The 17825-nt window shown below is 36.9% G+C and carries 18 protein-coding genes; 5 read left to right on the forward strand and 13 right to left on the reverse strand.

Annotated elements, in window-relative coordinates:
* Positions 1-212: 212 nt before the first annotated feature.
* Genes H5S39_RS00095 through H5S39_RS00105 form a run of 3 tightly spaced genes read left to right on the forward strand, consistent with a single transcriptional unit; the run spans position 213 to position 1478 of the window.
* Complete coding sequence (locus tag H5S39_RS00095; protein WP_182595518.1) at positions 213-800, forward strand: hypothetical protein; 588 nt, start codon at positions 213-215, stop codon at positions 798-800.
* Positions 797-1276 carry a hypothetical protein gene (locus H5S39_RS00100; RefSeq protein ID WP_182595520.1) on the forward strand — a complete coding sequence of 160 codons (480 nt, stop codon included), beginning with the start codon at positions 797-799 and terminating at the stop codon, positions 1274-1276. Before H5S39_RS00095 ends, H5S39_RS00100 begins: the two co-directional genes overlap by 4 nt.
* A gap of 55 nt (positions 1277-1331) precedes the next feature.
* Complete coding sequence (locus H5S39_RS00105; protein WP_182595522.1) at positions 1332-1478, forward strand: hypothetical protein; 147 nt, start codon at positions 1332-1334, stop codon at positions 1476-1478.
* Here H5S39_RS00105 and H5S39_RS00110 read toward each other — a convergent pair.
* On the reverse strand, positions 1475-2104 hold the full coding sequence (locus H5S39_RS00110; protein WP_231832845.1) for a hypothetical protein: 630 nt from the start codon (positions 2102-2104) through the stop codon (positions 1475-1477). The genes H5S39_RS00105 and H5S39_RS00110 overlap by 4 nt on opposite strands.
* A 308-nt stretch (positions 2105-2412) precedes the next feature.
* Between H5S39_RS00110 and H5S39_RS00115 the strand changes: the two genes are divergently transcribed.
* The gene (locus H5S39_RS00115) at positions 2413-3621 is read left to right on the forward strand and encodes a tyrosine-type recombinase/integrase (RefSeq protein ID WP_182595524.1); all 1209 of its coding nucleotides are present in this window, start codon (positions 2413-2415) and stop codon (positions 3619-3621) included.
* A gap of 245 nt (positions 3622-3866) precedes the next feature.
* On the opposite strand, the gene H5S39_RS00120 is transcribed toward H5S39_RS00115, so the two are convergent.
* The 8 genes from H5S39_RS00120 to dnaE all read right to left on the reverse strand — a co-directional run bounded on the left by H5S39_RS00120 (position 3867) and on the right by dnaE (position 13181).
* On the reverse strand, positions 3867-4586 hold the full coding sequence (locus H5S39_RS00120; protein ID WP_182595526.1) for a pseudouridine synthase: 720 nt from the start codon (positions 4584-4586) through the stop codon (positions 3867-3869).
* The gene (scpB, locus tag H5S39_RS00125) at positions 4586-5191 is read right to left on the reverse strand and encodes an SMC-Scp complex subunit ScpB (protein ID WP_231832844.1); all 606 of its coding nucleotides are present in this window, start codon (positions 5189-5191) and stop codon (positions 4586-4588) included. The genes H5S39_RS00120 and scpB overlap by 1 nt, the downstream gene beginning before the upstream one ends.
* Entirely contained in the window at positions 5154-5945 is a 792-nt protein-coding gene (locus H5S39_RS00130; protein ID WP_182595528.1) for a segregation and condensation protein A, read from the reverse strand. The genes scpB and H5S39_RS00130 overlap by 38 nt, the downstream gene beginning before the upstream one ends.
* Positions 5938-6294, reverse strand: a complete 357-nt coding sequence (locus tag H5S39_RS00135) for a reductase (RefSeq protein ID WP_182595530.1) — start codon at positions 6292-6294, stop codon at positions 5938-5940. Before H5S39_RS00135 ends, H5S39_RS00130 begins: the two co-directional genes overlap by 8 nt.
* 13 nt (positions 6295-6307) lie before the next feature.
* Positions 6308-7204 (reverse strand): tyrosine-type recombinase/integrase, encoded by an 897-nt coding sequence (locus H5S39_RS00140; RefSeq protein ID WP_182595531.1) that lies wholly within the window; start codon positions 7202-7204, stop codon positions 6308-6310.
* Positions 7204-8085 carry a CvfB family protein gene (locus H5S39_RS00145; RefSeq protein ID WP_182595532.1) on the reverse strand — a complete coding sequence of 294 codons (882 nt, stop codon included), beginning with the start codon at positions 8083-8085 and terminating at the stop codon, positions 7204-7206. The genes H5S39_RS00140 and H5S39_RS00145 overlap by 1 nt, the downstream gene beginning before the upstream one ends.
* Before the next feature lie 144 nt (positions 8086-8229).
* On the reverse strand, positions 8230-9651 hold the full coding sequence (gene pyk, locus H5S39_RS00150; RefSeq protein ID WP_153930687.1) for a pyruvate kinase: 1422 nt from the start codon (positions 9649-9651) through the stop codon (positions 8230-8232).
* A gap of 170 nt (positions 9652-9821) precedes the next feature.
* Entirely contained in the window at positions 9822-13181 is a 3360-nt protein-coding gene (dnaE, locus tag H5S39_RS00155) for a DNA polymerase III subunit alpha (RefSeq protein WP_182595534.1), read from the reverse strand.
* Between the two features lie 84 nt (positions 13182-13265).
* Between dnaE and H5S39_RS00160 the strand changes: the two genes are divergently transcribed.
* On the forward strand, positions 13266-13508 hold the full coding sequence (locus tag H5S39_RS00160; protein ID WP_182595536.1) for a YjzD family protein: 243 nt from the start codon (positions 13266-13268) through the stop codon (positions 13506-13508).
* A 228-nt stretch (positions 13509-13736) separates the two neighbouring features.
* Here the strand turns inward: H5S39_RS00160 and pepT are convergent, their stop codons facing one another.
* The 4 genes from pepT to H5S39_RS00180 all read right to left on the reverse strand — a co-directional run bounded on the left by pepT (position 13737) and on the right by H5S39_RS00180 (position 17783).
* Positions 13737-14984: a peptidase T gene (gene pepT, locus H5S39_RS00165; RefSeq protein ID WP_182595538.1), complete on the reverse strand. Its 1248-nt coding sequence runs from the start codon at positions 14982-14984 to the stop codon at positions 13737-13739.
* A 12-nt stretch (positions 14985-14996) separates the two neighbouring features.
* Complete coding sequence (locus tag H5S39_RS00170; protein ID WP_182595547.1) at positions 14997-15821, reverse strand: Nif3-like dinuclear metal center hexameric protein; 825 nt, start codon at positions 15819-15821, stop codon at positions 14997-14999.
* Complete coding sequence (locus tag H5S39_RS00175; RefSeq protein ID WP_310735855.1) at positions 15805-16515, reverse strand: tRNA (adenine(22)-N(1))-methyltransferase; 711 nt, start codon at positions 16513-16515, stop codon at positions 15805-15807. The genes H5S39_RS00170 and H5S39_RS00175 overlap by 17 nt, the downstream gene beginning before the upstream one ends.
* An 83-nt stretch (positions 16516-16598) precedes the next feature.
* Positions 16599-17783 carry an aminotransferase class I/II-fold pyridoxal phosphate-dependent enzyme gene (locus tag H5S39_RS00180; protein WP_182595551.1) on the reverse strand — a complete coding sequence of 395 codons (1185 nt, stop codon included), beginning with the start codon at positions 17781-17783 and terminating at the stop codon, positions 16599-16601.
* Positions 17784-17825 lie beyond the last annotated feature (42 nt).

A 17825-nucleotide genomic window follows, 5' to 3' on the forward strand; every position in this document is an offset into this window, starting at 1 on the left:
GACTTCCTTCAGATTCCACCTCGCAGTGGACACCCTTGTCCTCGGCTCATGGTTCCGACTACTATGGCCCATAGCGGACTCTCACCGCCTAGCTAATATCCATGCCGGGCGCACTAATGTTAAATTCTTAAATTTCAACGAATTCACTAATTTATTGAGTCACAAGGATATAGAATTTGAAAAGAAAGAGTAACGATACTTTGGGGGATATTATGAAAAAGATAGGTTTAATATGTAGCACATTGCTGATCTGTGGAACATTAGCAGCATGTGGTAGTCAATCATCAACAAAATCATCAAAACTAGATAGTTTAAAGGCTGAACACTCTAGTTTAGTTGCAGAATCAAAAAAGAATGCTAAGCACTCCAAGAAGCCAAAGAAAACTCAAAAACGTGATATTAGTAGTTCAACAAGAACTTCAAAATCATCTAATTCAAGTGACAGTGTTCATTCAAACAGTAAAGGCAATCCAAGAGAATCTACAAACAACAACCAAACTGGTCAAGGTGCTAATTCAAAAGTAAGCAATAACACAACAAACACTAATACTTCCAGTGGCAATACTTATGACGATGATACTTATAATGGTGACCCAAGCAGATATAGAAATGGTACTCGAAAGCCAAGCACATTCAGTAACAGTCAGGATTATCAAGCATATCTTGCATATGAACAAGGTTTCAACTATGACAAATCAACGGGGCAAATGACACCAATGAACGATCAACAGCTTAATGATATGCGCCAGCAAATGAACAAAGACGGTGGACAAAGCTTTGGTCAAGGAGGTCAGCAATGAGGAAACATAAGTTAGTTTTAATTGGCGCTACTTCCCTACTTTGTTTGACTCTTGGTGCCTGTGGTAATCAAAAGAATGAAACTAGCCAATCTACATCTGAAGCACGAGAGGCTAATAGTTTGAAGAAAGATAATGCTAAGTTGAAAAAGCAGATTGCAAAAGATGAAAAGAACAAGGATAAAGATGAGATAGCAACCAGTTCATCTAGCGATCAAATTAATCAACTGCAAGAGTCTTCTCAAGCCAATACTCCACAAGCTTCTAGTGCTGTTTCTCAGCAAAGCGCAGGTAAATCATCTAGTATTGATAATTTTAATGGTGACATTCATGACTTCGTAAATACATATGGTGAAACAATGACCGCCTATAAGATAGATCATGGAATGTCACCCCAAGATGCTCTTGCGTCTACTCCTGATGACATGAAAACATCTGGAGAATTACAAGACCAATACATGATGAATGGCGGACAGTAGTAAGCAAAAAGCCCACCCTATTTCTAGGGTGAGCAATGAAAGGTGGTGATATCTAATGCCGGAACATAAGCAAAAATCAATTAATAAAGTTTTTAAGCCAAACGAGACCTTCCAAAGATCTGGTAATAAAGGTCATCTTCCTACGCGTGGACAAAAACCTGGACCAAGTAAATCGAAGAATCATAATTCAAAGAAAGATTAGGATTCTCTAACAATGTAAAGTTTTACTTTCTTTTCAAAGTCTACTAAGACTCTACTTTCTTTTTGCTTTGATACGTATTTTGCAACTACCTGAAAATCTAAATCTGTTTCTGACTCGTCTAGCGGCATTAAAGAAATATCAAAATAATTATTACTACTTGCTTGTTGATAATCTAACCATCCTGCTGATATCAGATTATTATCAAAATCAAAAATATAAACTCGTTGAAATTTATTACTATTAAAAATAAAATCACGTGTAGACCTTGTATCTATTTCACTTTTATTTAATAATTTTGATCGTATCAGGTTGATTATGAACTTTCCAAGCATAAGTAAAGGATAAATTGCAATAACAGTACCAAAAATATCAAATAATAGGATTATACCAATAGTTATAACAATCCCTTTTTGTGATATTCCAAAAAAGGTATTTATCCAAAGGTATAAGAAAAAGTTCAAACCTGAAAATAATGTTATTACTAATTTCTTTTCGTCTGTAAAATTAAATGAATAGGAAACGGCATCTAATTTTTCTAAAATAGCATAATTTAAATATCCAAAACAACCAGAAGTTACTAATAACGAAATTACTGAAAATATAATTTGGGTGATTTCTTTTTGCAATACTTTGCTCCTTTCTTGAATTACATTGGCTAAAGTATAGCATTATCAACTGGTTTAAACAATTTAAAGCGGTCAATTCCGTGGCCGTTTTAAAAATAGCATCCAAAGAACACCAGTTTGCATTTAAGGAGGTGGTGCCCTATGCAAAATAAAAAAACCTATTCCCTACTGCAATAGGAAACAGGTCTACTAATTCAACTAATCTTCACTGCAATGAAGATTAGTTATGGAGTTAAAAATCAGTTACATCCCCTAATTTTTAACTCCTTCATTATAACATTTGTATTTATCTGAATGGAGGAACATTTATGTGGGTAGAAAAAAGAAAAATTAAAATCAATGATAAAAATAAACCTGGAAAAAAGATTGAAGTTACCCGATATAAGTTTATTGAACGCTACAAAGACTCTTTAACAGGAAAAGAACACAAAGTATCGGTGACCTATAATCGCGATAATGCTCGTATTAGAAAAGCTGCACTTAATGAAATTAATGATAAGATCGATAAGTTACAAAAACAAGTTAATCAAAAAGCTACTACTTTAACCCTTAAACAACTTGGCACGCTATTTTTAAGTTACTACGAACCAACTGTTGCACCAAGAACATATATCTACCATAAATCACTTCTTAATCAAATCTATGAGGATTTAGGTGAAGATATACTAGTTGTCAGAATAACTACACCAATGTTAAATCGATACTTTGATAGTAAACTATACAATTCTGACACCAGCTTATCAAACAGTTACGTTAATGCCCTTAAGAAAACACTCTCTCTTCTATATAAGTATGCTAATCGTTATGGATATCTTTCTATCAATCCAGTTAAAGATTCCCAAATTACCTTTAAAGATGAAACAGAAACTAAGCGGGATCGAATTGAAAACAAGTATTTAAATAAAAAAGAATATCAAAAGATTCTCAAATACTGCGATAAAAAACATAAGCAATATTTGAAAGATGCTTTTGAACTGCAATACTTGACTGGCCTACGATTTGGTGAATTATCAGCACTCCAAGTTAAAGATGTATTCGAAAAAGATGGGCACACCTATCTGGATATCAATGGAACAATGGTTACAACTGATACTCATCCTATTCGTCACTTTAAATCTAAACGAACTAAAACTTTAGCTGGTTTAAGACAGGTACTTCTTTCACCACATGCCACTAAAATCGTTCAGCGTAACTGTATAGGAAAGAAAAAGGACGAATGGTTAATTTCCCATAGGACTAAAAAAAGTGGCTCAAATAGCCCTTTAATTCTCAATTCAGCTAATAGTTTTTTAAAACATGCTGCTAAAGAAGAAAAAATAAGCAAAAAAGTTACAACCCATATTTTTAGACATACCCATGTTTCAAATTTAGCTGATATGGGTGTTCCACTTCGAGTAATTCAAAAACGTGTAGGGCATGCTGATAGTGACATCACCAGAAGAATCTATCTGCATGTTACCAAACATGCTAAAGAAGAATTTATTGATATGATCGACAAAATTGATGATACAGAATAATTTTATAACGCAAAAAAGGAACTGACTTAATATAAATCAGCTCCTTTTTTTGCCCCCTCAGTGCCCCCTAAGCTTATTTGGTAATATAAAATATAGGCTTAGTTCTTACTGCCACAAGGGACTATAATTTTTTAGTAGTTTGCCTTGAAGACAAACGTTTAATAAATATTTAATATTTTCAAATACAGTTTATCACTATTCCCTATCAAGGACAACTATTTTTAATTCAGGAATAAAGCTTAAGTTTATTTCTTATTTTTTAGCAATTGGACCTCATCAGGCTTTAATGCACGAAATTCACCAGGTTGTAGTCCATGTAAATTGAGAGGACCATAAGTTTCACGGTGTAATTTAATAACAGGGTGACCGACAGCTTTAAACATATTTTTCACTTGGTGGTTTCTCCCCTCGTGAATTGTCAGCTGGACTAAACTCGTTTTTTTATTACGGTCAATATTGATTAGCTTAGTTTTAGCAGACTTAGTTTTGCGACCATCGATAACAACTCCTAAACGTAACTGCTTCAATTCGCTATTTTCGATAATCCCGTTAACTTTTGCAATATATGTTTTTTCCACTTCATACTTTGGATGCATTAATTTATTAGCTAAAGCACCGTCATTAGTTAAGAGAATAATACCTGTCGTGTCGTAATCTAGTCGACCAACAGGATAAATCCGTTCGTCAACATCCTCATCATGGATAATATCAGTAACTGTTCGCCGCCCTTTTTCGTCATGAGCACTTGAAATAACACCACGAGGCTTATTCAATAAATAATATACATGCTGTTCGCGTTGAATAGGCACCCCGTTTACCACTATCTCATCATGAACGCCCACCTTGGTTCCTAATTCAGTCACTTTTTGCCCATTAACAACTACTTTTCCTGCTAATATTAACTTTTCAGATGCACGACGGGAAGCAACGCCTGCTTCCGCCATCGCTTTTTGTAAACGTTCCATTAATTATCGTCCTTTCGTCCTTCGCGTGCTTGTAGTGCTTCAAGGAAAATATCTCCATTCATATCACCAAGATCCAATTCATCTTGTTCTGGCAACGGAGGTAACTCATCTAAATTACTTAGTCCAAAATAATCTAAAAACGCTGGAGTGGTGGAATATAAGAATGGACGGCCGGGAGCGTCTAATCGACCATCAGTAGTAACCAGCCCCCGAACCATCAATTTTTGTAGCGATCCTGAGCTTTGGACTCCGCGAATATCATCAATTTCTAGTCGAGTGATTGGTTGGCGGTATGCAACAATCGCTAGGACTTCTAGTAGTGCTTTGGTTAACGGTACAGTAAGCGGTACTTCAAAATAATGCTTAATCACTCCTGCTAGCTGATGCTTAGTTGCTAAGCGGTATGTCTGATTGCTTTCTAAAAGAACAAATGCTGATGACGGATCATTTTCATATTTAATCTTTAAATCTTGTAAAATTGATAAGATAGCAGGTTTCATAAATCCAGAAACTTTTGATAAATCACCAAGTGTAATTCCTTCGTCTCCACTGATAAATAATAACCCCTCAATTTGTGCCTGATTGGTTAGCTTCGTATTCGTCACTCTTAGGTCCCTCCACTAATATTATTGGATCAAATAATCCACTTTGATTAATAAGGATTGCTTGATGTTTTGCTAATTCAAGAATTGCTAAAAAGGTTGTAACTAACCCATCACGGGTCTTTAAATCTACGAAAAGATCATCAAATCGGGCTGACCCTTGCCGCACAATTGCAAATACTTCTTTCATCTGATGGCTAACACTTACCTTTTCTGCTGATACTGTTTCAACAATTGGCGATGCTAGTTGGTGACGACGCAAAACACTAGCAAATGCTGATTGCAATTCACCTAAACTAATCCCTGGTTCAACACTGGTCTTTACTAACTCATCAGGGACCTGCATTGCGGGCCTTGTATACTCTTGCTGACGTAAACTTTCCTTAACTTTTAAATGATCTGCCGCCTTTTTATAGCGTTGATATTCAAGTAACTGATCAACCAATTCTTGACGAGGATCGACTTCTGCAACTTCCGGCTCATCTTCCATTATTGGTGGTGCCGGTAAGAGCATCTGGCTTTTTATATTCATAAGTGTTGCAGCCATTACAAAGTATTCACCTGCCACCTCTAGTTGATGACTTTGCATTTGATGTAAATATTCTAAGTATTGACTTGTAATTTGTGAAATTTCTATATCATAAATATCCATCTCAGATTGCTTGATTAAGTGCAGCAATAAATCTAGTGGTCCTTCAAAATCATGTAATTTAATAGTTGGCTGAAATGAATTTTGTAGTTGTACCTGCTCACTCATTATTTCTCTCCCACATACTTATTATTGGCTGGGTTGTTAATGTTCCTAATAATCGTTTATCCGAGTACTGGTCATGAATTGCGCTTAGTAACGAAAAAATATTATGCCCAGTTCGTTCACTCGGCGTAAATGACAGACGTCGAACTAAAATATAGTAGTCACCAATTTCGAGAATAACAATTCCAATGAAGTGACTGTCATCCATATCTTTCCATAAAAATATTGGCCAATCATTAGCTGTTGCCCGGTCTAATTCTTCCATAAAACGATTATTTTTGCGTAAATCAGCTACTAACGACAATAAACCCAAAGCTATCTTCTGATAATCTTGACGGTAACGAACTAACATTATGGATTCCTTTCTATGCGCGGGGATGATATTTGATATAGTTTGCGGTAAGTTCTTGGGGAGATACCTTTAAATATGGCTGTAGTGCTTTCATCGCATTATATCCGAGAATTTCTTGAAGTAATTGAATATCTGCACCATTTTCGATTAAGTGAACCGCAAAAGAATAGCGAATAGTTTGTGGTGTTACTTCCTTTGCTATTTGCGCCTTGTTTACCCACTCTTTCATTTTCTTCCAAATACCCTGACGAGTTAATGGTTGTCCATGAGCATTCACAAATACAGTCATTAATTTGCTGTCTTTTGTTAACTGTGGCCGACCACTTTCAAGATATTTTTTCAGCCAAATTACTGCTGGCTTGCTCAATGGTATTATCCGCTCGCGGCCGTTCTTTCCCGTAAGCTGTAATAACTTTACGTCTAAATGAAGCGCGGTAATTTTTAAGGTAATCACTTCACTAACCTTCATCCCTGTAGCATCTAAAACCTCTAATAATGCCCGATCACGAAGACCAATCGGCGTTGAAGGATCAGGAACCTGTAATAACCGCTCAATTTCTTCTTCTGATAAAATTACCGGTGGTGTTGATTGATCATCAATGTCATATTGATGGTCAATCATATCCATCGGATTTACTGTTAAATAATGATGGCGAACCATATACTTATAGAATTGCCGTAAACTTGAAATCACCCTATTAATTGTTGAGTTTGCTTTATGCTGGTGTCGAAAAGTATTTAGTACTTCAATAAGCATGTATTGATCTACTTGTTGCCATTGGGACACCCCACGACTCGTTAAATACGCCATGGTTTGATTAAGATCCCGGCGATAGCTCATAATCGTATTATCACTAAGATGACGATCATTTACCAAAAATTTTAAAAATTCAGCAACTTCTTTCTCCATTACTCTTGCTTCTCTTTTATTAAAATTAACTGACCATCTTGCTGTTTTACCAGTTTTTCTTTCAACAGATGACCAATTGCACGTTTAAATTGCCCCTTACTAATCCCGAAAACTTCACGAATAATCGTTGGATCCGTTTTGTCAGTATAAGGTAACCGGTGATTAATATCATGGTCAAGCATTGTTAAAATCATCTGCGCATCTTCGCCAATTGCTTGATAGGAACGTGGCTTAAGAGACAAATTCAAACTCCCGTGCGACGAAATCCCAATAACTCGCACTTTTACTCGTTGACCTAACCGTGGCTCTTGATCCCGTTCGCTAGGATGAATAAAGCCTAAATGATAATTATCAGTAATTACAAATGTCCCACTCATTTTTAAACGATAAACAGTCGCATACGTGTCACGATTGAGTAAACCTTTATTAGGAGCTGTAGAAATCGTCTGGTAAATTTGTTCATCTGCAAGTTTTCCCCACAGTCGATCTTTTTCGTCCACCCTAAGCGCCATTAATAAACGGTCTCCTGGTTGTGGCCAAAGATGTTTTAAACTCGGTAAATCATCCAATGATACAACGATGTCTTTATTAGGCAATCCAATATCAACAAAAACACCTAAATCGCGACGAACATTAACAACTGTACCATAATCATAATGATCTACTTGTACTGTAGGAATGTGTGCACATGTCATCTGCAATTGGTGATTTTCATTCTCATAAACAAATCCACGTACTTGTCCCCCGATATGAAGGACCTGGGGGCTTTCTTCTTTAGGTAATCGATATGTCTGCCCATTACGATCCGGCTGAACAAAATAGTCTTTATCATTCTCATCGATCATAATACCAGTGACTACTTTTCCTAATGCTGAATTCATATTTTCTCACACCACTTATCTTTTTTATTCTATATCGATTTTACACGGTGGTACCTTTTTTTGCTAGTAAGTTTGTTTTATTAATTGTGAAATCAAAAAAAGACCGGTACTTGACCGATCTTTAAAGAATGTTTGCATTAACTATTAGTCAATAGTCTTAACACGCATCATGTTAGTTGCGCCTGGTACACCTAAAGGAACACCGGCAACAATGATAATCTTGTCGCCCTTCTTAGCAAAGCCAAGTTCAACAGCCTTCTTGGCAGCTAAGTCAAACATCTTATCAGTGTTCTTCATTTCATCAACAACGTATGGTTGAACACCCCAGTTAATCATAAGACCGCGTTCTACACGTTCATTTGGTGTAAGAGCAACGATATCTGCATTAGGACGATACTTAGAAATCATCTTAGCAGTGTAGCCTGAAGCAGTGTAGGCAACAATTGTGTGGATATCCAAATCCTTAGCAGCATTAGCAACTGCTGAACCAATTGTTTCAGTTACATCAGACTTGTCCCAGTCAAACTTTTCAGTACCGAATTCCCAAAGGTGGTTTTCAGCCTTAATATCGATAGCATTCATCATTGCTACAGATTCTACTGGGTAATCACCATTAGCACTTTCACCAGAAAGCATGGTTGCATCAGTACCATCAAAAACAGCGTTAGCAACGTCAGATACTTCGGCACGAGTTGGACGTGGGTTTTCTTGCATTGAGTCAAGCATTTGGGTAGCAGTAATAACTGGCTTACCTAATTCATTACAACGCTTAATCATGTGCTTTTGAACAATTGGCACATTTTCTGCAGGAATTTCAACACCCATATCACCACGAGGTACCATCAAACCATCAGAAACTTCAATGATTTCTTCAAAGTTATCAATACCTTCTTGGGATTCAATCTTAGGGAAAATTTGAACATCTTCCATGTTCTTTTCCTTAAGAAGTTCACGGATATCAAGAACATCTTGAGCTTTACGAACGAATGAAGCTGAGATGTAGTTAATCTTATTTTCCAAACCAAAACGGATATCACTACTATCCTTTTCAGTAATACCTGGTAAGTTAATTGATACACCAGGAGCATTAACACCCTTACGAGAACCAAGAACACCATGGTTTAATACGTGGCAAACAAGTTCCTTATTTGCATCGTCTTTTTCATCAATAACCATGTCGATTAAACCATCGTCAAAAAGGACATGACCACCAACATGAGTATCATCGTATAAACCTGGGTAGGTAACAGCAATCTTGTCATGGGTACCTTCAATTGAAGGGTCCATTGAAATACGAACCTTGTCGCCGATTTCGAAGTTAATCTTACCTTCTTTTTGAACAGTAGTCCGAATTTCAGCACCCTTAGTATCAAGCATGATACCAACGTGCTTACCGGTAATTTCTTCGGCCTTGTGTACGTTTTCCATTCGGCCCAAGTGTTCTGGGTGGTCACCGTGTGAGAAGTTAAAACGGAAAATATTAGCTCCCGCATTAATCAACTTAACGATTGTGTCAACATCAGTACTTGCAGGACCAAGTGTACTTACAATCTTGGTTTTCTTCATAAATGAATCTCTCCTTTTGCATCTATAGCAACAATTGCAATTTACAATTGCATACCTTATTTGCACATTGTTATGATAGCACTTTTCAAATAAGGTGTCTTTATTTTTTGCATAAAAGTTCACAAAAAAGCGCTATCATTTACAAATTAATTACTTTTTCTAATTATTATTTAATTTTCAACATTTTTGTCTAAGACCTGCAACACAACGTTCTCTTGTCCTAAAAGCTCTTCCAATATCTTTTTAGTTTTCTGAGAATCCTCTAACCATTGCTGCTGAGAAAGAATAATCTTCTTATCCGTCGCTGGATAGAACAATATAACGGGAATATTACCATGGTGGTGGGTAGCGATATTTTTTAACCGTTGATTTGTTAATTCTGTATTTAACTTTTCTACAATTCTTAATACCCATCGTTTACGCGGTTGATATTGTTGACGGATCTTTTTGGCATCACCAATTCGGTTGGCAACTACTTGAAGACCCCTTCCTTCACGATTTTCTACTTGTCCCCAAATTACTAAAACCCTATTAGGCGCAATTAAATCTCTATATTGCTGGTATTGCTTAGGAAATACAGTTATATCAACTGCTCCCGTTTCGTCCGTAGCATTGATAAAAGCCATTTCGCGATGGTCACGTTTCGTATGAATTGTTTTTACGTGGTTTGTTAAGACAATCAACGCTACTTCCATTTGGGGATACAGGTTTCCAACTTTGGTAGCTTTTAATTGCTGACTAAGTTGATAATATTGGGTTACAGGATGACCAGAAAGATATACGCCTAAATACTCATTTTCTTTAGTCAAACGCGTTAATAACGGAAACTCATTACGTTGAGGAATTGCTGTTTGTAACGCCGGATCATCTTCAAATGACGGGAGACTACCAAACAACTCAATCCCTGAAATAAGCTTTGGCAACGCATCTATCATCTCGGCGCGATTATAACCAAGCCCATCGAATACGCCACTATAAATTAACGGTTCTATTAATTCTTGTTTTTGCCAACGGTCAGGAATACGTGCAATAAAATCACGAAAACTCAAAAAATTACCATTTTTTTGTCGTTCTTCAACGATTGTAGAAATAAAGTCACGACGCATCCCCTTAATTGCCGAAAAGCCAAAATAAATTTTTCCATCATACATTAAAAAGCCACTAGTACTAATGTTAATTCGTGGTCCGCTTATTTTAACCCCGAGTTGCTTTGCATCCGCAACATGTCTTTTAAGTTTTTCGACATTAGTTTCCGCATTCATCAGTGCTGTAAAAAAGGCTGTCGGATAATGGCATTTTAAATAGGCCATTTCAAATGCCATTTTTGAATATGCTACGGCATGCGACCGATTAAATCCATAGTTAGCAAACTGGTCAATATAATCAAATACTTGTGTTGCGACTCGCAAAGAATAACCACGTTTCTCAGCGCCTGCCAAAAACTTTGCCCGCATCTGCTCCATTGTTTGCCGTTTCTTCTTACTCATTGCCCGCCGCAATAAATCGGCTTCCCCAAGCGAAAAGCCTGCCATTGCTGACGCAACCTGCATTACTTGTTCCTGGTAAACTAAAATTCCATATGTTGGGCCTAAAATACTACCCAACGATGGATCAGGAAGCGTAACTTTTTCTTGTCCCCTTTTACGCGCGATAAAGTGGGCTATATTTTCCATCGGCCCCGGTCGATAAAGAGCATTAACGGCTACAATGTCTTCAAAATCCGTGGGGTGTAAGCTAGTCAATACATTCCTAATACCGCTTGATTCAAATTGAAAAATTCCTCCTGTTTTTCCCTGCTGAAATAAATTAAGTGTTAGTGGATCATTAAGATTTATATTTTGTAGATTAAAACGGGACTCTTTTTGACGTATTATTTTTATTGCATTATCCATAATCGATAGGTTCTTCAATCCCAAGAAATCCATTTTTAAAAGTCCTAATGATTCAACCGTATCTTTAGGAAACTGGGTCATTAACAGTCCCTCGCTTCCTTCTTGTAACGGAATTAGCTCATGAAGCGGCTGTTCCGATAAAACAATCCCTGCAGCATGAATTGAATAATGTCGCGGCAAACCTTCTAACTGCTGAGCGACTTTGATTAATAAACGCATCTTAGGATTATCATCTAACAAGTTTTTTAACCTTTGTGATTCAGCTAAAGCCTGTTTTAATGTTGTATGCAGCCCCCGTGGTAACGCATCTACCAAGCGCTCCATATCATAACGTGAAAGAGCGAATACTCGGCTCACGTCCCGCACAACCTGCTTAGCTGCTAACGTTCCAAAAGTAATAATCTGTGCAACCCGTTCATGACCATATTTCTGATGAACATAATTTAATACTTCATCACGACGATTATCGGGTATATCTAAATCAATATCTGGCATTTGTGCCCGTTCTGGATTCAAGAAACGTTCAAATAACAAATTATACTGAAGCGGATCAACTTCAGTAATCGCTAATGCATAGGCAACTAATGATCCAGCAGCTGATCCTCGTCCCGGATCCGTTGTAATGTTTTGTTCATGAGCAAAATTCATTACGTCCCATACAATCAAAAAGTAATCGTCAAAGCCCATTTCATGAATAACCTTCAACTCCATTGCAAGACGCTCTTGATATTGCTGAAGAGTTTTTCCAGGGGCAACTTTTCTCTTCTTTAAACCCGCTATACATAATGACCGTAAATATTGTTGGGTTGATAAGTCATTAGGAATTGAGTAGCGGGGTAGTATTGGTGACCTAAATTGAAGTTCAATATTGCATTTGTCAGCAACTTCAACTGTTTTTTCTATCGCTGTTTCAAGCCCTGCTCTTTTATATTTTTGAATAAGCTGTTCTTTTACATCTAGATAGTTTTGTCCCAGCCTTTTTGCCTCCATTAGCGGATCTTTTAACTCTGCCCCTACGCCAATTGCTTGAATTACACGACTAGCAAATAAGTCATCAGCGTCAATGTATTCAACTGGGGAAACAGCTACCAGATCCAGTGTAGATTGCTGGGCATATTGGCGAATTGTTGCTAGTTGGACCTTATCTAACCGGGGATTCACTCCTAATAATAAGCTATCGCGATCAACAAGCTCGTGTAATTTATTTAAGAGCATATTAGGTTGAGTAATAACATTAAAAATTGTGCTTTGTGGAGGAACAATTACAAATAGATTGCTAAGTAGCGAACTAATATTTGATAATGTTAATGGTAGACTACTTTTCGCTTTTGTTTGATGAAGCGTCGATAAATCCATCAAGTGTTGATAGCCACGTTGGTTTTTAGCTAAAAAGATTAAGTTTAGCTTAGTTCCATCAATGCTATCTAAGGAAATCGTTAATTTAAGACCAATAATTGGTTTAATCCCTGCTTGACGTGCTATATTATAAAATTCAACCGCCCCATATAAGATATTCTCATCAGTCAGGGCTAGTGATGTATATCCCCGTGCTTTAGCGGCTGCTACAAGCTCAGAAATACGGGTAGGACTTTTTAACAAACTGTAACTACTCTTCACATCTAAAGGCACAAAATCCACTTCTATTCACCTCTCTATAGCATTATACCAAACCGCCTTTTGAACGGATAAATTGAACTGTCCCTTTTATAATCTTAAAAAAATATGCTAGAATATGTTATGAATTTAAAGGGGATGACCAATATGAATTTTCTATCAAAAAACATTGTTGCCGGTATTTGGGCACTTATTTTAGGTGAAGTTTTAGCTTACATTACAAGTCAACTAGAATCAATGTCACCAGATTATACCGCTGTCGGTTGGTGTTCAGTAATTATGGGATTGATCGTTATTAATTGCATTGATAAGATTACTGCAGACGCTAATCCTAGTGAAAAGCATGACTAATATCTAATCAAAAGTGAGTGGAAGGAAAACGGTCTTCTTGACTAAGTACAAGGCTAACCTAAAATGATAGCTATACAGGGCATTGTGTTAGACTATCCCTGTGATTACGACACGAAGGAAGTTAGCCTATCACTTTTCCACGTTATATAATAATATTTGTAAATCGAAGAGAGACCGAGAAATGAAATATTTTTCTCAGCCTCTCTTTGTTTTTTTAATTAATCTTTATTAATTATTTTCCACGTTCAACCGTGAAATCTCAAGCAGGGTGTCCAATGCGCGTTCCATTGTTTGGAGAGATACATATTCAAAACGGGAATGCATATTTTCGCCCCCGGCAAATAAGTTTGGTGTTGGTAATCCCTTATATGAAATCGTTGAGCCATCTGTACCACCACGAACAGGATAAATATCTGGTTTAATATTTAGATTTTCCATTGCCTTTTTTGCAATTTCTACAACATCCATATGATCTTTTAAGGCATCTTTCAAATTATAATATTGATCATATAACTTCATCGTAATTAAGTCTGCACCTAATTCATTATTCAAACCAGCTACTATTCTCTCAAGGAGGTGTTTCCGTTCTTCAAAAATGTTCTTATCATGATCACGAATCAAGTAAGTCATTGAAGCATGGTCGACTGTTCCATCAAACTTATATAGATGGTAAAATCCCTGCCGTCCATCAGTTCGCTCAGCACGATCATAAGCTGGTAGACTGTTTTGTAAATCAATCGCGACTTGAATTGCATTAATCATTGTTCCCTTAGCAACCCCGGTATGGACATCCTTCCCTTGAATTTCAATCTCTGCTTGAGCTGCATTAAATGTTTCGTATTCCAATTCACCCAGCGGTCCACCATCAACAGTATATGCAAAGTCGGCGCCAAAATCAGCAACATCAAAATGATCAGCCCCAGTTCCAATTTCTTCATCAGGGCCTAAGCCAATTTTGATTGTGCCATGCTTGATTTCTGGGTGATTCATCAAATAAGCAGCCATCGTAACGATCTCTGCAACCCCCGACTTATCATCAGCTCCAAGTAGTGTTGAACCGTCCGTAGTAATTAATGTATTACCTTGGTACTTCTTTAGTGATGGAAATTCAGCGGTGGTCAAAACATACTGTCCATCTGCATCAAGTTTAATATCAGACTTACCATCATAGTCCTCAACAATTTGTGGCTTAACGTTATGGGCGTTGAAGTCAGCAGTATCAATGTGGGCAATAAAACCAACAGTTGGTACTTTTTTATCAATGTTGCTAGGAATAGTTGCAATTAAGTATGAGCTCTGCGCATTCATATGAACATCACTTAATCCTAGATCAACTAATTCATCTTTTAGTTCATTTAAAAAAGCTGTTTCTTTAGGATCAGACGGGATAGTATCTGAATCAGGGTTAGACCTCGTCTCCGTTTTTACATATTTTAAAAATCGTGGTAATAAACCTTCATACTTTTCTTTAACCATAATTATCTCTCCTTACTTAACCATAAAAGTAAATGGTTCTGTGTTAACGTGACTCTCCATTACCGTAAACTGCCAATTATTTTCTTTTTGCCACTGTGAAATTAACTTTGCAAGTTTATGGGCTGCAATAACTTCAATATGGTGTCCAGGATCAACTACTACTAAATGGTTCGCAATCATATCATGAGCAAAGTGATAACTTACATCACCCGTAATATAAGCATCTGCCCCATTTTCAATTGCTTGCTGGTAAAATTCCTGCCCAGAACCACCAAGAACTGCTACTCGATTAATTTTTTTATCTTTATCTAATGGATTTACTATTAATCGTAGTCCTTTTACCTGAAAAGTATTCATACAATAATCTGTAAATTCTTGCACAGACATTCCATTTTCTAACTCACCAACTCGTCCCATTCCAACAGGTTCATTGCTTAACGGGTCATTGCCTGCTGGAACCAACGAAGACGTTTTCCTTAGATGAAGCTTATCCGCCAACCAATCATTCATTCCACCATTAGCTGTATCTAAATTAGTATGTGCAGCATACACAGTAATATTATTAGCTAATAGCTTAGCATACATTTTATTCTGCGGATTTCTCGTATCAAGATCTTTAGCAGGATGAAACATAATGGGGTGGTGAGCAAAAATAAAGTCAACTTTCTTTTGAATTGCTTCATCCACGGTTTCAGGACGGACATCAAGCGTCGTCATTAATCGATTAATCGGCTGATCGGGATTCCCTACTTGTAAACCGACATGATCCCATTTTTCAGCCAAACGCGGGTTAGCAAACTTCTCGAATCGATTAATTAGTTCAGTTCCAGTTGTCATCTGCAATTGCCTCCTTAACCACTTCTAAGTGTTTCCTTAACTGGGCTATCTTTTTAACCGGTATTTTTTGTGCCTGTTTCATTTGGTTAATAACTTTTTCTTCTCTACAAATATATTCATTCCATTTTTGGGTAAAAACTGGTCCCTTATTTTCTAATAAAAATGGTCCAAAGTCGAGTTCATATTGACTATAGCGAAATGGAACAACTGATGGTTCAGCTACAATAATTTCATAAATATGCCCATCTTCTTCAACTATTTTCTCTGTCATTATTTGATACCGATTATCCATCAACCATTGTCGCAATTGACTTTCACCAACATTTGGCTGAAGGATTAAACGCTTTACACCTTTGAGCTTATCCTTACCATTCTCTAAAATTGATACGATTAAACTTCCACCCATTCCGGCAATTGTAATAGTATCGATCTTGTCTCCAGCTGTAATCGCTGCTAGTCCATCTGCTAACCGTGGAATAATATTGTCTTCAAGGTGATGAGCATGAATCTCACGAACCGCATTTTCGTAAGGACCTCTTACTACTTCCCCAGCGACTGCGTATTTAATTTTACCATCTAAGACTAAAGCTGCTGGTAAATATGCATGGTCAGAACCAATATCAGCAACTCGCGCGTTAATTGGAACTAACGATGCAACGTTAGTTAATCGTACTGATAGATGTTTTTCATCCACAAAAACCATTCCTTTACCTTACTAAATACTTTAATTATAACAAAAATAGGAACATAGAGCGTTCTCTTGTTCCTATTTCTAAATTATGATAAATGATTTAAAAATTTACCAATTCGTTTTAATGACTCAGTTAGGTTCTCATCAGATGATGCATATGATAAACGAACATAACCTGCACCACCTTTTCCAAAGGCACTTCCCGGTGTTACGCCAACCTTTGCTTGTGTTGCTAATTGTTTAGCGAAAGTAACATCATCTTTACCAAACTGTGTTGGAATTTTTGCAAAAAGATAAAAGGCCCCTTCAGGAGTTAACATTTCGAATCCAAGATCTTTTAATCCCGCAACTAGTAAATCACGTCGGTGTTGGTAAATTTTACGGAATTCTACCGGATCATTTAATCCATTTGTCAATGCTTCAGCAGCAGCAGCTTGAACGTTATTTGTTACTGTGGTTACAAGAAACGCATGCATTTTAGAAATATTAGTCATAATTTTAGCTGGAGCAGCAATATATCCTAAACGGTAACCTGTCATTGCATGTGATTTCGAAAGGCCTGAAATAAAAATGGTTCGCTCTGGAATTATTGTAGCAATTGAATAATGTTTGACTCCGTATACCAACTCACTATAAATTTCATCTGCAATGGCATATAAATGATGTTCTTTAATTACACTAGCTAACCCTTCCAGGACCTCTTTAGGATATTCACGGCCAGTTGGGTTACTTGGATAGTTAAGGATCACCGCCTTGACTCCCTTGCCTTCTTTTGCAAGGACCTTTTCAAGTCGTTCTGGAGTTAAAACGAAATTATCTGCTGAAGTGTCAACTTGAACAACAGTAGCACCTGTCATCTCAATCAGTGGGAAATATAGTGAGAAAACAGGAGTTGGAACAACAACTTTATCTCCTGTATTTAACAAAGAAAACAGTGTCGCATCTAACGCTTCTGTTGCCCCAACTGTAGCAATAATTTCACTTTGGGGATCATAATACACATTTCGTGTTTTTTGAATATAAGCACTAATCGCATCAAGTAATTCTGGCTTACCCATTTGGGGGGCATAGTGAGAGTCATCTTTTTCGATACTCTTAATTGCTGCCTGCTTCACATGTTCTGGAGTTGCCATATCTGGCTCTCCTAATGTTAATTTAATAATTCCAGGAATTTTTGAAACTTCCTTATTGAATTCACGAATTCCTGATGGTGCTAGTGCATCTAGCTTATGGCTAACGGTCCCATATAAATCAGCAGATAATTCTGGCATTGTTCGATCTCTCCTCAATAATAATATTAATCCTAAATATCA

The sequence above is a fragment of the Limosilactobacillus rudii genome (genome assembly GCF_014145455.1).
Taxonomy (GTDB): Bacteria; Bacillota; Bacilli; order Lactobacillales; family Lactobacillaceae; genus Limosilactobacillus; species Limosilactobacillus rudii.

What these genes read in the sequence shown, in the direction of transcription:
- H5S39_RS00105 (WP_182595522.1), top strand. Translation starts at nt 1,332, where the DNA reads ATGCCGGAACATAAGCAAAAATCAATTAATAAAGTTTTTAAGCCAAAC.
- H5S39_RS00140 (WP_182595531.1), bottom strand. Translation starts at nt 7,204, where the DNA reads ATGGAGAAAGAAGTTGCTGAATTTTTAAAATTTTTGGTAAATGATCGT.
- H5S39_RS00095 (WP_182595518.1), top strand. Translation starts at nt 213, where the DNA reads ATGAAAAAGATAGGTTTAATATGTAGCACATTGCTGATCTGTGGAACA.
- H5S39_RS00115 (WP_182595524.1), top strand. Translation starts at nt 2,413, where the DNA reads ATGTGGGTAGAAAAAAGAAAAATTAAAATCAATGATAAAAATAAACCT.
- H5S39_RS00180 (WP_182595551.1), bottom strand. Translation starts at nt 17,783, where the DNA reads ATGCCAGAATTATCTGCTGATTTATATGGGACCGTTAGCCATAAGCTA.
- H5S39_RS00130 (WP_182595528.1), bottom strand. Translation starts at nt 5,945, where the DNA reads ATGAGTGAGCAGGTACAACTACAAAATTCATTTCAGCCAACTATTAAA.
- pyk (WP_153930687.1), bottom strand. Translation starts at nt 9,651, where the DNA reads ATGAAGAAAACCAAGATTGTAAGTACACTTGGTCCTGCAAGTACTGAT.
- H5S39_RS00145 (WP_182595532.1), bottom strand. Translation starts at nt 8,085, where the DNA reads ATGAATTCAGCATTAGGAAAAGTAGTCACTGGTATTATGATCGATGAG.
- H5S39_RS00120 (WP_182595526.1), bottom strand. Translation starts at nt 4,586, where the DNA reads ATGGAACGTTTACAAAAAGCGATGGCGGAAGCAGGCGTTGCTTCCCGT.
- H5S39_RS00160 (WP_182595536.1), top strand. Translation starts at nt 13,266, where the DNA reads ATGCTAGAATATGTTATGAATTTAAAGGGGATGACCAATATGAATTTT.
- H5S39_RS00100 (WP_182595520.1), top strand. Translation starts at nt 797, where the DNA reads ATGAGGAAACATAAGTTAGTTTTAATTGGCGCTACTTCCCTACTTTGT.
- pepT (WP_182595538.1), bottom strand. Translation starts at nt 14,984, where the DNA reads ATGGTTAAAGAAAAGTATGAAGGTTTATTACCACGATTTTTAAAATAT.
- H5S39_RS00135 (WP_182595530.1), bottom strand. Translation starts at nt 6,294, where the DNA reads ATGTTAGTTCGTTACCGTCAAGATTATCAGAAGATAGCTTTGGGTTTA.
- H5S39_RS00170 (WP_182595547.1), bottom strand. Translation starts at nt 15,821, where the DNA reads ATGACAACTGGAACTGAACTAATTAATCGATTCGAGAAGTTTGCTAAC.